Annotated in this window: 14 protein-coding genes; 5 read left to right on the plus strand and 9 right to left on the minus strand. The window is 72.1% G+C overall.

All coding sequences use genetic code 11. The features are described 5' to 3' along the window. Positions 1-18: 18 nt before the first annotated feature. Complete coding sequence (locus ACIDOF_RS26785) at positions 19-612, minus strand: PaaI family thioesterase (RefSeq protein ID WP_409008667.1); 594 nt, start codon at positions 610-612, stop codon at positions 19-21. A 58-nt stretch (positions 613-670) separates the two neighbouring features. Here ACIDOF_RS26785 and ACIDOF_RS26790 point away from each other — a divergent pair, with 58 nt between their 5' ends. Beyond that, entirely contained in the window at positions 671-1,132 is a 462-nt protein-coding gene (locus ACIDOF_RS26790; RefSeq protein ID WP_409008668.1) for a DUF3093 domain-containing protein, read from the plus strand. Between the two features lie 56 nt (positions 1,133-1,188). On the opposite strand, the gene ACIDOF_RS26795 is transcribed toward ACIDOF_RS26790, so the two are convergent. The 4 genes from ACIDOF_RS26795 to ACIDOF_RS26810 form a co-directional block, all read right to left on the minus strand. Continuing rightward, positions 1,189-2,148, minus strand: coding sequence for a hypothetical protein (locus ACIDOF_RS26795; protein ID WP_409008669.1), 960 nt, complete (start codon positions 2,146-2,148; stop codon positions 1,189-1,191). Between the two features lie 14 nt (positions 2,149-2,162). Beyond that, the gene (locus ACIDOF_RS26800) at positions 2,163-2,459 is read right to left on the minus strand and encodes a DUF4193 domain-containing protein (RefSeq protein ID WP_282540407.1); all 297 of its coding nucleotides are present in this window, start codon (positions 2,457-2,459) and stop codon (positions 2,163-2,165) included. Positions 2,460-2,851: 392 nt separating this feature from the next. Further along, entirely contained in the window at positions 2,852-4,099 is a 1,248-nt protein-coding gene (locus ACIDOF_RS26805) for a sensor histidine kinase (RefSeq protein ID WP_409008670.1), read from the minus strand. A gap of 7 nt (positions 4,100-4,106) precedes the next feature. Further along, positions 4,107-4,760: a response regulator transcription factor gene (locus ACIDOF_RS26810; RefSeq protein ID WP_409008671.1), complete on the minus strand. Its 654-nt coding sequence runs from the start codon at positions 4,758-4,760 to the stop codon at positions 4,107-4,109. Positions 4,761-5,081: 321 nt separating this feature from the next. Here ACIDOF_RS26810 and ACIDOF_RS26815 point away from each other — a divergent pair, with 321 nt between their 5' ends. Continuing rightward, positions 5,082-5,243 carry a hypothetical protein gene (locus ACIDOF_RS26815; protein WP_282534672.1) on the plus strand — a complete coding sequence of 54 codons (162 nt, stop codon included), beginning with the start codon at positions 5,082-5,084 and terminating at the stop codon, positions 5,241-5,243. Positions 5,244-5,335: 92 nt separating this feature from the next. Here ACIDOF_RS26815 and ACIDOF_RS26820 read toward each other — a convergent pair whose 3' ends face one another. Together ACIDOF_RS26820 and ACIDOF_RS26825 are read right to left on the minus strand one after the other, a co-directional pair. Next, complete coding sequence (locus ACIDOF_RS26820; RefSeq protein WP_409008672.1) at positions 5,336-6,145, minus strand: inositol monophosphatase family protein; 810 nt, start codon at positions 6,143-6,145, stop codon at positions 5,336-5,338. A 13-nt stretch (positions 6,146-6,158) separates the two neighbouring features. Beyond that, a complete protein-coding gene (locus ACIDOF_RS26825) occupies positions 6,159-7,292 on the minus strand; it encodes a ferrochelatase (RefSeq protein ID WP_409008673.1) in 1,134 nt (377 codons plus the stop codon). Between the two features lie 119 nt (positions 7,293-7,411). On the opposite strand from ACIDOF_RS26825, the gene ACIDOF_RS26830 reads away from it, so the two are divergent. Next, a complete protein-coding gene (locus tag ACIDOF_RS26830; protein ID WP_409008674.1) occupies positions 7,412-8,701 on the plus strand; it encodes an MFS transporter in 1,290 nt (429 codons plus the stop codon). Beyond that, complete coding sequence (locus ACIDOF_RS26835; RefSeq protein ID WP_409008675.1) at positions 8,613-9,980, plus strand: D-arabinono-1,4-lactone oxidase; 1,368 nt, start codon at positions 8,613-8,615, stop codon at positions 9,978-9,980. Before ACIDOF_RS26830 ends, ACIDOF_RS26835 begins: the two co-directional genes overlap by 89 nt. 3 nt (positions 9,981-9,983) lie before the next feature. Here the strand turns inward: ACIDOF_RS26835 and ACIDOF_RS26840 are convergent, their stop codons facing one another. After that, a complete protein-coding gene (locus tag ACIDOF_RS26840) occupies positions 9,984-11,219 on the minus strand; it encodes a hypothetical protein (RefSeq protein WP_409008676.1) in 1,236 nt (411 codons plus the stop codon). Positions 11,220-11,684: 465 nt separating this feature from the next. Here ACIDOF_RS26840 and sepH point away from each other — a divergent pair, with 465 nt between their 5' ends. After that, on the plus strand, positions 11,685-12,794 hold the full coding sequence (gene sepH / locus ACIDOF_RS26845; RefSeq protein ID WP_409008677.1) for a septation protein SepH: 1,110 nt from the start codon (positions 11,685-11,687) through the stop codon (positions 12,792-12,794). A 114-nt stretch (positions 12,795-12,908) separates the two neighbouring features. On the opposite strand, the gene ACIDOF_RS26850 is transcribed toward sepH, so the two are convergent. Continuing rightward, on the minus strand, positions 12,909-13,796 hold the full coding sequence (locus tag ACIDOF_RS26850) for a sulfurtransferase (RefSeq protein ID WP_409008678.1): 888 nt from the start codon (positions 13,794-13,796) through the stop codon (positions 12,909-12,911). Positions 13,797-13,959: the final 163 nt, after the last annotated feature.

Below are 13,959 nucleotides of genomic sequence, written 5' to 3' on the forward strand. Positions count from 1 at the left end.
CCGGCGCGGGGGCGGCGCTCACGGGTTCACCTCGAAGGCGCGGGCCCGCCGGACCTGGTCCGGGTCGTCCATGGCGGCCTTGATCTCCTCGGGCCGCCCGTTCTCGATGAAGTGGTCGACCTTCACCTCGATGAACAGCGCGTCCGCGCGGACCGCGACCGGCCCGTCGGGTCCGCCGATCCGCCCGGTGGCCGTCGAGTAGATCTTCCGCCCGGCGACGGCGGTGACCTCGGCCTCGAGGTGCAGCACGGTGTCCACCGGCACGGGCCGTACGAAGTCGGTCTCCAGCCGGCCGGTCACGGCGATCACCCGCAGCAGCCAGTTCAGGGAGCCGAGGGTCTCGTCGAGGGCGGTGGCGAGGACACCGCCGTGCGCGAGCCCGGGCGCGCCCTGGTGCTCGGGCTTGACCGTGAACTCCGCGGTGATCGCCACGGCGTCCGGGTCGCTGCCGGCCCGCGCCTCCAGGTGCAGCCCGTGCGGCTGGCCGTGCCCGCAGCCGAAGCAGTGCTCGTAGTGCGCGCCGAGCAGCTCGCCGGGCGCCGGGGCATCGGGGTGCCGCACCGGCCGGGTGGCGTCGTCCGGCGGCGTCAACGAAGGTGTACGTCCACTCACAGGCGCAGACCTTACCCGCGCGGCCTGGGAACCCGGGCACCGTGCCAAGCTTGGCGCTATGCAGCTCTCCGCCGAAATCTACGACGAACGCCTCACCGCACCCCGTTCCTGGTGGGTCATCACCGCGCTGATCGGGGTCTCGGGCGGGCTGATCCTGCTGCCCCTCGGCCCGCTGCCGATGCTCGGCGGCCTGATCGGCGCGGCGGCGCTGGCGGCGGTGGGGGTCTCCTCGTACGGGTCGGCGCGGATCCGGGTCGTGGCGGGCTCGCTGGTCGCGGGTGAGGCCCGGCTGCCGCTGTCGGCGCTCGGCGCCCCGGAGGTCCTGGACCGGGAGGAGGCCCGCGCCTGGCGCACGCACAAGGCCGACCCCCGTGCGTTCATGCTGCTCCGCAGCTATGTGCCGACGGCGGTACGCATCCCCGTCACGGACGAGCAGGACCCGACCCCGTACCTCTACCTGTCGACCCGCGACCCGGAGGGCCTGGCGAGGGCACTGGCGCCGGAGAAGTCGGCGGGCTGAACGGCCCTTGCCGGAGGGATCTCCCCACCACACGGACTGGCCGCACGGACTCCCGGCTAGAAGAGTTCCTTGGGCTGCTGCGGCTTCGGCGGCAGCTCCAGCGGGGGAAGTTCCTCGAGGGCGTCCCACGGGACCTGCTTGGCGCGGAGATCCTTGCGGATCTTCTCGGCGAGCTTGCTGGTCTCGCGGCGGTTCATGACCGCGCCGACGGCGGCGCCCACCATGAACGGCATCAGGTTGGGAAGGTTCTTGACCATCCGCTTGGTGATCTGCTGGCGCAGCTCCCGTTTGAGCTGCCCGCCGAGCGCCGCGTTGATCGACATCGGTTTGGCCACGTCGATCCCGCGCTCGTCCGACCAGGAGTGCAGATAGGCGGCGGTGCGGTCCTTGAGGTTGCCCGGCGGGCGCTGCCCGTAGACCTCGTGCAGCTCGGCGACGAGCTTCAGCTCGATCGCGGCCACACCGGTGATCTCGGCGGCCAGTTCGGCGGGCATCGCGGGCGGTACGGGCAGCATTGCGGCCGCGCCGACTCCCGCTCCGACGGTGGAGGTGGCGTTGCGGGCGCCCGCCACCAGCTTGTCGGCGATCTGCTCGGGCCCGAGGCCCGGGAACTGCTTGCGCAGCGTCGCCAGATCGCGCACCGGGACCCGTGGTGCGGTCTCGATGATCCGGTCTGCGAGGTAGCCGACGGCGGCCTTGGCGCCCTGGCCGCTCTTGAGTACGCCGGACCTGGCGCTCTGGCCGCCCTTGCGCACTCCGTTGCGCAGGGAGGTGAGGCGGCCGGCGTTCGCCGGGGGTGCGCCCTCGGGCGCTCGCTCGACGGAGGCGCCGTCGCCTGCGCTCCCGCCGCTCGCTCCGTCGGCGTCCGTTCCGGCTGTGTCCGCTGCTTCGAGCGAGGCCTGGGGGCCTCGCTCGTCGTCACGTGCGCGGTCGAGCGGGCTGCCGCCGGTGGCCGGGCCACCGGTTGCCGTCCGCTTCCGGAAGAACCGCTTCCGGGGCGGGGTCGAGCCTGTCACGGCCGACCCCCGCCTCAGTCGCAGTCGCGGCAGATCGGCTGGCCGTTCTTCTCGCGGGCCAGCTGGCTGCGGTGGTGCACGAGGAAGCAGCTCATGCAGGTGAACTCGTCCTGCTGCTTGGGCAGCACGCGAACGGCGAGCTCCTCGTTGGAAAGGTCCGCGCCGGGCAGTTCCATGCCCTCCGCGGCCTCGAACTCGTCTACGTCGACGGCCGAGGTCGACTTGTCGTTCCGGCGGGCCTTCAGTTCTTCAAGGCTGTCCGAGTCGACGTCGTCGTCGGTCTTGCGTGGGGTGTCGTAATCCGTTGCCATGTCGCTCTCCCCCTCTGGGTGTCTGCGGTGTCTCCAGCGCACGTAACGCGTGAGAGGCCGGACTTGTGCCCGACCCGAGGCGGAGATTTTGCCTCACATCAAGGTCTGTTACTCAATCGACACCCAACCGCACCCCTGAAGGGGCGACCGGCTTGGATGGCGATCGGGACCGTACACGGTCCTTTTGTCGCACAACACGGGCGCCACCCCGTGTACTTCCCGTCATCCGGACCCTCGAAAACCCGGATTTTCCAGGCTTTCCGGTGGTCAGAGCGATCACGGAGAGTAGATGGCCGGGGATTCGCCTCTGTGATCGATTCCACACGGAGATCCGGGGTCCAGGTCCCGAAAATTCCGCTCAAAGCGAACGTCGGCGTATCCGAAGCAGCATCTCAGACGGGCAGGGTGACTCGCATCACGAGACCACCCCCCTCGCGCGGCTCGGCGATGATACGGCCTCCGTGCGCCCGGGCCACCGAGCGCGCGATGGACAGGCCGAGGCCCACCCCCTTGTCGCTCCCGGTCCGCTCCGTGCGCAGGCGGCGGAAGGGCTCGAAGAGGTTGTCGATCTCGTACGCCGGGACGACGGGGCCAGTGTTCGAGACGACGAGGACCGCCTGACCGTCCCTGATCTCGGTTCTCACCTCGACCCAGCCGCCTTCCTCCACGTTGTACCGAACGGCGTTCTGGACCAGGTTGAGGGCGATCCGCTCGAGCAGGACGCCGTTGCCCTGCACGACCGCGAGGCCGCGCTCGCCGCGGATCTCCACGCCCTTCTCCTCGGCCTCCGCCCGCACCTGGTCGATGGCGCGGGAGGCGACCTCGGCGATGTCGACCGGCTTGCGCTCGACGATCTGGTTGTCGCTGCGGGCGAGCAGCAGCAGGCCCTCGACCAGCTGCTCGCTGCGCTCGTTGGTGGAGAGCAGCGTCTTGCCGAGCTGCTGCAGCTCGGGGGGCGCACCCGGGTCGGACAGGTGCACCTCCAGGAGCGTGCGGTTGATCGCCAGGGGCGTGCGGAGCTCGTGCGAGGCGTTGGCGACGAAGCGCTGCTGGGCCGTGAAGGCGCGCTCCAGGCGGTCCAGCATCTCGTCGAACGTGTCGGCGAGCTCCTTCAACTCGTCGTCCGGGCCGTCGAGTTCGATCCGCCGGGACAGGTCCGAGCCGGCCACACGGCGGGCGGTACGGGTGATCCGGCCGAGCGGCGAGAGCACCCGGCCCGCCATCGCGTACCCGAAGGCGAAGGCGATGACGCTGAGGCCGAGCAGGGCGAGCAGGGACCGGCTGAGCAGGTCGTCGAGGGCCTTTTGGCGCTGGTGGTTGAGGCAGGCGTTGAGCGCGGCGTTGAACTGGTCCTGGCTGCCGGTGGCGGTGGCCAGGTTGGGACAGACCTCGCTGTAGACCTTGACCTCGCTGCCTTCCATGATCTTGAACGGCAGCTCGTTCCCCACATGGACGGCCTGGGCCGCGAGCAGGTAGATGATCGAGAGCAGCAGGATGCCGGCGATCAGGAACATGCCGCCGTACAGCAGCGTGAGCCTTATCCGGATCGTGGGGCGCAGCCACGGGAAGGGCGGCTCCGGCCGGTCCGGGGCATAGGTCGGTTTCGGAGGCGCCGTCGGCGGCGCCGGGGTCGCGGCCATGGGTGGATCAGATCCGGTATCCGGAGCCGGGCACGGTGACGATGACGGCGGGCTCGCCGAGCTTGCGGCGCAGGGTCATCACGGTCACGCGCACCACGTTTGTGAACGGGTCGGTGTTCTCGTCCCAGGCCTTCTCCAGGAGCTGCTCGGCCGAGACGACGGCCCCCTCGCTGCGCATGAGCACCTCCAGGACCGCGAACTCCTTCGGCGCGAGCTGGATCTCCTTGCCGTCGCGGAAGACCTCGCGGCGGTTGGGGTCCAGCTTGATGCCGGAGCGTTCGAGGACGGGCGGGAGCGCCACCGTCGTACGCCGGCCGAGGGCGCGGACGCGGGCGGTGAGCTCGGTGAAGGCGAAGGGCTTGGGCAGGTAGTCGTCCGCGCCCAGCTCCAGGCCCTCCACACGGTCGCTGACGTCGCCGGAGGCGGTCAGCATCAGGACGCGGGTCGGCATGCCGAGCTCGACGATCTTCCGGCAGACGTCGTCGCCGTGCACCAGCGGGAGGTCGCGGTCGAGCACCACGACGTCGTAGTCGTTGACGCCGATGCGTTCGAGGGCGGCCGAGCCGTCGTACACGACGTCGACCGCCATGGCCTCCCGGCGCAGTCCGGTGGCCACCGCATCGGCGAGCAGCTGCTCGTCCTCGACGACGAGTACGCGCACGTCTTCTGTCCTTCCGCTTGAAGTCCGTGCCAGGCGGGCCTGGTCACACGAGTGGTGAGTCCCTCCATCCTGCCTCTTTCGGCCATAAACCGGCTGTAAGGCGGTCGCCCGCGGTCACTCGACGGTGGAATTCCGGGATTCGGGGGCGAGTTGAGGTTTCTGTGGATCCGCCCCTGGGGAGGACGACTCCACACCCGCGATCACTCTTTGCATGTGGCACGCCACGAGGCAGCACCCGCACGGCTGCGACAGACGTGATCGCCCCTTCCCGAGGGCACACCCCGTGCCACCGACCACGACCCACGACGAGGGGGCGCAACCATGGACGCATTCACCGCAGGGCTCCTGCACCGTATAAAGACCACCGAGTCCGACCTTTCGCAGGCTCGCGAGGACGGCGACGACTTCCTCGTGGAGGTCGAGGAGGCCGAGCTCGACGACCTGCGCCGCCTCGCCGCCGAGCACGGCGTGCAGGTCGCCTGAGGCCTCCCTCAGGCCGTTCCACCCGTTCCTTACGCGAAGAGCCCCGGCACTTTCCAGGTGCCGGGGCTCTCGTGTGCGCGGGGCGCGGGTGCTCAGTCGTGCCAGGCGCCGAGTTCGTCGAGCTTGCCCTGCAGGGTCTCGAAGAGTCCGGGCGGCGCGGCCACCGTGAGCTCGGTGGACAGCTCCTCGCCGGGCCGGCCGCCGACGAGGGCGCCGGCCTCGCGCGCGATGAGCTCTCCGGCGGCGTAGTCCCAGGGGTTGAGGCCGCGCTCGTAGTACGCGTCGAGGCGGCCGCAGGCCACGTCGCACAGGTCGATGGCCGCGGAGCCGCCGCGGCGGATGTCGCGGACCTGCGGGATCAGCTGCCGGACCACCTCGGCCTGGCGGATCCGGCGCTCCTCGCGGTAGCCGAAGCCGGTGCCGAGGAGGGCCTGGCCGAACTCCGGCGCGGCCCCGACCTGCAGCTCCTGCTCTCCGACGTACGCACCCCGGCCCAGGGCGGCGCGGAAGGTCTCGCCCTGCATGGGCACGTGCACGACGCCGACGACCGTCTCGCCGTCCTTGCGGGCGGCGATGGACACGGCCCAGGCAGGCCGGCCGTACAGGTAGTTGACCGTGCCGTCGATGGGGTCGATGACCCACTGGACGCCGCTGCTGCCCTCGACGCTCGCGCCCTCCTCGCCCAGGAAGCCGTCGTCGGGCCTGCGGTCGCCGAGGAAGCCGGTGATCAGCTTCTCGGAGGCGATGTCCATCTCGGTGACGACGTCGACGGCGCTGGTCTTGGTGGCGGCCACGCCCAGGTCGGCGGGGCGGCCGTCGCGCAGGAACGCGCCTGCGTGCTGGGCGGCTTCGACGGCCAGTTCGAGGAGTTCGGCCTGCAATGCCTGCAACTGCTGGGTCACGATGGGGAGTTCCTTACGCGTAGGGGCTGTCGGCGCCGGCCGCCGCGGGCTTCGGCGTCCGGGCCGGGCAGCAGCCGACGGGGCACAGGTCGTGGCTCGGGCCGAGCGCGCCTAGGGCGCAGGGGCGGACGTCGTCGTCCCCGCGCTCGGTGCGGGCGCGCTCCACGACGAGGTCGCGGATGGCGGCGGCGAAGCGCGGGTCGGCCCCGACCGTCGCGGAGCGGGCCACGGGCAGGCCGAGCTCGGCGGCCTTGGCGGTGGCCTCGGTGTCGAGGTCGTACAGGACCTCCATGTGGTCGGAGACGAAGCCGATGGGGACCATCACGACGGCGGGGGCCCCTGCCTCGTGCCGCTCCTCCAGGTGGTCGCAGATGTCCGGTTCCAGCCACGGGATGTGCGGGGCGCCGGAGCGGGACTGGTAGACGAGCTGCCAGGGCCGGTCGAGCACGCCGGTCTCGTCGGCCACCGCGTCGGCGATGACGCGGGCCACGTCCAGGTGCTGCTTGACGTACGCGCCGCCCTCGCCGTGCTCCTCGACCGTGCCCGAGGTGTCGGCGGCGGCGGTCGGGATGGAGTGCGTGGTGAAGGCGAGGTGCGCGGAGTCCCGTACGTCCTCGGGGAGTTGGGCCAGCGACTGCAGGACGCCGTCGATCATGGGGCGGACGAAGCCGGGGTGGTTGAAGTAGTGCCGGAGCTTGTCGATCCGCGGCAGCTCCAGGCCCTCGGCCTCCAGGGCGGCGAGCGAGTCCGCGAGGTTCTCGCGGTACTGGCGGCAGCCGGAGTACGAGGCGTAGGCGCTGGTGGCCAGGACCAGGATGCGGCGGTGGCCGTCGCGGACCATCTCGCGCAGGGTGTCCGTGAGGTACGGGGCCCAGTTGCGGTTGCCCCAGTAGACCGGCAGGTCCAGGCCGTGGTCGGCGAAGTCCTTGCGGAGGGCGTCGAGCAGCGCGCGGTTCTGGTCGTTGATCGGGCTGACCCCGCCGAACAGGAAGTAGTGCTGCCCCACCTCCTTGAGCCGCTCCTTCGGGATGCCGCGGCCCTTCGTCACGTTCTCCAGGAACGGCACCACGTCGTCGGGTCCCTCGGGGCCGCCGAAGGAGAGCAGCAGCAGGGCGTCATAAGGGGTGGAGTCAAGCGCTTCTGGCATGGTTCCGATCCTGCCACCCCGGTCGGGCGCCGGAAAACGCGGTGCGTGCCGGGAACGCCCGGCCGTAAGCTGTATGAGCCATCTATACGCCTTACGGAACGCCGCCCGCGGAGCCCTCCTTGCCCAGCCCCTATCGCGCCATCTTCGACGCCCCCGGCACCCGGGCGTTCTCCGCCGCAGGCTTCATCGGCCGGCTGCCGCTGGCCATGATGGGCATCGGCATCGTCACGATGATCTCCCAGCTCACGGGGCGGTACGGCCTCGCGGGCGCGCTGTCGGCGACCGTGGCCCTGTCCGCTGCGGTGATCGGCCCGCAGATCTCCCGGCTCGTCGACCGGCACGGTCAGCGCCGGGTGCTGCGGCCGGCGACGCTGGTGGCGCTGCTCGCGGTCGCCGGGCTGCTGGTCGCGGCGAAGCTGGGCCTGGCCGACTGGACGCTGTTCGTGTGCGCGGCCGGGGTGGGCTGTGTGCCGAGCCTCGGGTCGATGATCCGGTCGCGCTGGGTGTGGGTCTACCAGGCGGAGCCGCGCAAGCTGCACACCGCGTACTCCTTCGAGTCCGTGGTGGACGAGATCTGCTTCATCTTCGGGCCGATCGTGTCCATCGGCCTGTCCACGGCCTGGTTCCCGGAGGCGGGGCCGCTGCTCGCCGGGCTGTTCCTCGCGGTCGGCACGTTCTGGCTGACGGCGCAGCGCGGCACCGAGCCCGTGCCGCACCCGCGCGAGCAGCACGCCAAGGGCTCGGCCCTGAAGTCGCCCGGCCTGCAGGTCCTGGTGCTGACCTTCGTGGCGACGGGCGCGATCTTCGGTGCGGTGGACGTGGTGACGGTCGCGTTCGCGGAGGCCGAGGGCCACAAGTCGGCGGCCAGCCTGGTGCTCGCGGTGTACGCGCTCGGCTCCTGCCTGGCCGGGGTGGTGTTCGGGCTCGTGCAGCTGACGGGGCCGGCCGCCCGCCGGTGGCTGCTGGGTGTCTGTGCGATGGCCGTGAGTATGATCCCGCTTCAACTGGTCGGGAACCTTCCGTTTCTGGCCGTGGCGCTGTTCGCCGCGGGCCTCTCCATCGCGCCGACGATGGTGACCACCATGGCCCTCGTCGAGCAGCACGTACCACGCGCGAAACTGACCGAGGGCATGACCTGGACGTCCACCGGGCTCGCGGTCGGCATCGCGCTCGGCTCGTCGGCCTCGGGCTGGGTGATCGACGAGGCGGGTGCGCGCGCGGGGTACGCGGTGCCGGGAGTCGCGGGCGCCGTCGCGGTCGTGGTCGCGTTCCTCGGCTATCGCCGGCTGAAGCGGCCGGTGCCGCAGCGGGGAGGGGCCGATGAGCACACAGCGCAAGGCGTACGAGGCGGGCACGGCGGGACTTCCGGCGAGGAGCGGCCCGAGCAGGCCGCGGACCCCGTGGCGTAACTGGGCGGGCAACGTCGTCTCGCGGGCGGCCCGGGAGGTGTCCCCCGCCTCCGTCGACGAGCTGGCCGCGGCCCTGCGTACGGCGGCGGAGCGGGGCGAGCGCGTGAAGCCGGTCGGCTCCGGCCACTCGTTCACGGCGGCCGCGGCGACGGACGGCGTCCTGATCCGGCCCGACCTGCTCACCGGCATCCGGAAGCTGGACCGGGAGGCGGGCACCGTCACCGTGGAGGCGGGCACTCCGCTGAAGCGCCTGAACGTGGCGCTGGCCCGGGAGGGCCTGTCGCTCACGAACATGGGCGACATCATGGAGCAGACCGTCGCGGGCGCCACCAGCACCGGGACGCACGGCACCGGCCGCGACTCGGGCTCGATATCCGCCCAGATCACGGCACTTGAGCTGGTCACCGCCGACGGGCGGGTCATGCAGTGTTCCGAGAAGGAGAACCCCGAGGTCTTCGCGGCCGCCCGGATCGGGATCGGCGCGCTCGGCGTGATCACCGCGATCACGTTCGCCGTGGAGCCGGTGTTCCTGCTCACGGCCCGCGAGGAGCCGATGAGCTTCGACCGGGTCACCGACGAGTTCGATCAACTCTTCGCGGAGAACGAGCACTTCGAGTTCTACTGGTTCCCGCACACCGGCAACTGCAGCACCAAGCGCAACAACCGCAGCGCGGGCCCGGAGAACCCGGTGGGCGCGCTGAGCGGCTGGTTCGAGGACGAGTTCCTCTCCAACGGCCTGTTCCAGGCGGTCAATTCGCTGGGCCGGGCCTTCCCGGCGACGATCCCGTCGGTCGCGAAGATCTCCAGCAAGGCCCTCTCCGCCCGCACCTACACCGACATCCCGTACAAGGTCTTCACATCTCCGCGCCGGGTGCGCTTCCTGGAGATGGAGTACGCGGTGCCGCGCGAGGCCCTCGTGCCCGCGCTGCGCGAGCTGAAGGCCATGGTCGACCGCTCGCCGCTGCGGATCAGCTTCCCGGTCGAGGTGCGGACGGCGCCGGCCGACGACATCGCCCTGTCGACGGCGTCGGGCCGGGACAGCGCGTACATCGCGGTGCACATGTACAAGGGCACGCCGCACCAGGCGTACTTCACGGCCGCGGAGCGGATCTTCACCGAGCATGCGGGGCGCCCGCACTGGGGCAAGATCCACACGCGGGACGCGGCGTACTTCGCGTCGGTCTATCCGCGGTTCGGCGAGTTCACCGCGCTCCGCGACCGCCTGGACCCGGACCGGATGTTCGGCAACGACTACCTGCGCCGGGTCCTCGGCGACTGAGCCTCACTCGGCGGGCGAGGCGTCCTGGCCCTCGGGGGTGTCCGTGGCGCCGTCGGTGGGCTGCGGCGTCGTCGGCTCGGGGGTCGGGTCGGCGTCGGTCCGCGAGGGGCTCGGCTCGGGCGTCGGATCGCCGCCGTCGGGCTGCGTGGTGCTGGGCGCGGGGGCGGGCGCGGTGCCCCGGGAGTCGCCGCCCGGCGTGGTCGCGGGGCCGGTGGCCGGGGCCTGCTCGCCGCTGCCGGTGCTCCCGCCGTCGCCGGGCGTGGACTCGGCGGGCCGCTCGTCCGGAGTGCTCTCCTCCGTGCCGTCGGCCGACGAGCCGCCCCACGAACTGGGCCGCAGCACTTGCGAGTCGTTGCCGCTGAAGCTGTTCCCGGAGACGAGTTCGTACGTGGAGATGCCCGCCATGGTGACGCCGAAGATCAGCGCGGCGCCGAGCAGCGGGCGCTTCCAGCTCTTGATGCGTCGGCCCTGGACGGGGACGGGGTCGAGGTCGGAGACGGGTGCGGGTGCGGTGTCGAGGAGTCGGGTCTCATCGTCGGGGGCGGCGGGGGCGTCGGCGGCCGGGGCGTTCGCGCGCAGCAGCATCGTCGCGTCGGCCCGCGGCAGCAGCGTGGTCGCCTCGGCGTCCGGACGGCGTACGGGCGTGAGGAGTTGAGTGCCCTCCGGGTCGGCCTCGGTCAGGAGCTGCGTGCGGTCGGCGTCGGCGGCGCCCACGGGGGCGAGGAGTCGGGTGCGGTCCGCGCCGGCGGGGCTCACCGACGTGAGGAGTCGGGTGCGGTCCGCGTCCGCGTCGGCCGTGGCGGGCAGGACCGTCGTCGCGTCGGCCTCGGGCGTCACGACCCCGGGGCGCCAACTCGTCGTCACCGGACCGGTGGTGGCGCCCGTCACACCCGGGCCGGCGGGAGGCGCCGCCGCGCGGAACGTGGCCGGCACCGGGCGGCCGTCCGCGGTGACCGGCACCTGGCGGGCCCGCGGCTTGGCCTTCTCGGCGACCTCGCGCACCTGCTCGCCCGTACGCGAGAAGAAGTGCTGGAAGACGGAGCCGCCGCAGGTCGCGATCACGCTGACCAGACCCGCGCCGAGGATCGTGCCGTAGACGCCGAAGCTGGAGGCGAGCTTGGCCGCGACGACCGCGGCGACGGCGCTGCCCGCGACCTGTGGAACGTTCAGGTCGATCTTCTTGCGCTTCGACTTGTCCTCGTTCGCCCCGGACTTCCCGGTATCGGCCTTGTCTTCCATCCCCGTCCCTTGATCGCCGTTCTCTCCTGACTGCACTCTCAAGTGACATTTGGGCGAAGCGAATAGTTCCGTTTTTGCAGATTCTGTGAAGCAGGACACCTCTGTAAGCAGGGGGTTTGTGATCCACAACTCCCAACTGCCTTGCCCTGTGAGAAGTTCCGCGGCGCGGCGGTCCACCCGAGTGGCCCGAATGGAGTACTGTTGCGAGCCCTGGGTCCGGTCTCCAACCTGGGTGCCCGGGAGCGGTTTCAGCATCTCCGGGAGGGGGCTCGCTGCACAGAGTGACGATCAGTCACTTAGCGTTGCGAAAAAGGTAACCGTGCCATAACGGCGATCCAGGGCCCATGCCCGACACGCCGGGCAACTCGGCAAGGTTGTGGCAGGCTGCACCCGGGCAGGCCACACTCGACTAGCGGAAGCAGCGTTACGCACGTGACGTCGGCAGGCACCACCCGGGAGGTCCCCATGCCCGAACTGCGTGTCGTGGCCGTCAGCAACGACGGCACACGGCTGGTGCTGAAGGCTGCGGACTCGACGGAGTACACGCTTCCGATCGATGAACGGCTGCGCGCGGCAGTGCGCGGCGATCGCCCACGCCTCGGCCAGATCGAAATCGAGGTGGAGAGCCATCTCCGCCCCCGCGACATCCAGGCCCGCATACGGGCCGGCGCCTCCGCCGAGGAGGTCGCCCAGCTCGCCGGCATCCCCGTCGACCGCGTCCGCCGCTTCGAGGGCCCCGTCCTCGCCGAGCGCGCGTTCATGGCTGAGCGGGCCCGCAAGACGCCGGTGCGCAGGCCGGGCGAGAACACCGGACCGCAGCTCGGCGAGGCCGTGCAGGAACGGCTGTTGATCCGCGGCGCCGACAAGGACTCCGTGCAGTGGGACTCCTGGCGCCGGGACGACGGCACGTGGGAAGTGCTGCTCGCCTACCGCGTCGCGACCGAGGCCCACACCGCGAGCTGGACGTACGACCCGCCCCGGCGGCTCGTCCAGGCCGTGGACGACGAGGCGCGCTCGCTCATCGGCGAGTCCGACGACATCGCGCCGCCCGAGCCGAGCTTCCCGTTCGTGCCGCGGATCGCCAGGCTGCCCAGGGACCGGCCGCTCGACCGCGCCCTGGACCGGCAGTTGGAGCGTCCGAGCATCCCCTCGCCCACCCCCGAGCCGGCCGAGGAGAGCGAGGACGAGCGGGACTCGCTGACCAGCCTCCTGGAGGCGGTGCCCAGCTTCCGGGGCGACCTGGTCGTGCCCGAGCGGCCCGCGCCGCCCGCGCCCGCCACCGGACCGTCCGCCGCCCCCGCGGCGAGCGCCAACTCCACCTCCACGACGGAGCGACCCGCCGTCGAGGAGCCCGAGCAGGAGCCCGAGGCCGAGGAACCCCCGGCCCCGGCCGCCTCCGCGGGATCGGCGTACGCGGACGTGCTGATGCCGCGCGCCGTCGCCGGACACCGGGACCGGCTCGTCGGCACCACCGACCGGCAGGCCGAGGCCGACGGCGTCCGCCCCGGCCGCCGCGCCGCGGTGCCCAGCTGGGACGAGATCGTCTTCGGCACCCGGCGCAAGAAGCAGGACTGAGCGCCCGCACGCCCGTAAGGGAGGGGCCCGAGCCGGAACGTCGGCTCGGGCCTTTCCCGTACGTGCTCAGCTCCCGTGCGTGCTCAGCTCCCGTACGTGCTCAGTTGCGGGCCGTCACTGCGGGTCCGGGCCCGTCGCGACCGGGCGGGACTCGTCCGCGGACCACTCCGACCAGGAGCCCGGGTAGAGGACGGCCGGGATGCCCGCGACCGCCAGGGCGAGGATCTCGTGGGCGCCGGAGACGCCCGAGCCGCAGTAGACGCCGACCTGCGTGCCCTCGGCGGCCCCAAGTGCCCTGAAGCGGGCGGCCAGTTGCTCGCGCGGCAGGAAGCGGCCGTCCGCGCCGACGTTGTCGTTCGTCGGGGCCGAGACCGCGCCCGGGATGTGGCCGCCGACCCGGTCGATGGGCTCGACGTCGCCGCGGTAGCGCTCCGCGGCGCGGGCGTCCAGGAGCAGCCCGGAGCGGGCGAGGGCGGCGGCGCCGTCCGCGTCCACGACCCCCGTCCCGCCGCTCGCACCCGCCGCACCGGCCGCACCGGCGGTGTCCGGCTTCGGGACGAAGTCGCCGGGCGCCGGGTCCGGCGTACGCGTGGACAGCTCGCCGTCCCAGGCCGCGAGGCCGCCGTCGAGGACGCGGACCGAGGGGTGGCCCGTCCAGCGCAGCAGCCACCAGGCGCGCGCGGCCGCCCAGCCCTGGCCGCCGTCGTACACGACCACGTCGCGGTCCGCGGAGACGCCGGCCGCACGCATCGCGGCGCCGAAGGCGTCCAGGTCCGGCAGCGGGTGGCGGCCGCCGGCGCCGGGCGGGCCGGCCAGCTCGGCGTCCAGGTCGACGAAGACGGCCCCCGGCAGATGCCCGGCCGCGTACTCGGCGCGGCCGTCGAATTCCGGCTCACCGGCCGCCTTGGCCACGCTGAGTTGCCAGCGGACGTCGAGGAGTACGGGCGGGTTCTCGCCCGCCAGGTCGCTCGCGAGTTCGGATCCAGAGATGATGGCTGTCATGGGGCACATCCTTGCGCAAGGACTGGCCGCCCCGCCGAGGGGCGACTAACCTGCACCGCCGGCTGTTCCGGAGATCGACACCCGAAGGAAACGGCACGGAAACGGATGAGCAGCGGTAAACCGGGCATCCTCCCCGAGACCCCGTGGACCGCGGCGCGGCCGG

It is taken from the genome of Streptomyces sp. Da 82-17 (assembly GCF_046098215.1).
Lineage (GTDB): Bacteria > Actinomycetota > Actinomycetes > Streptomycetales > Streptomycetaceae > Streptomyces.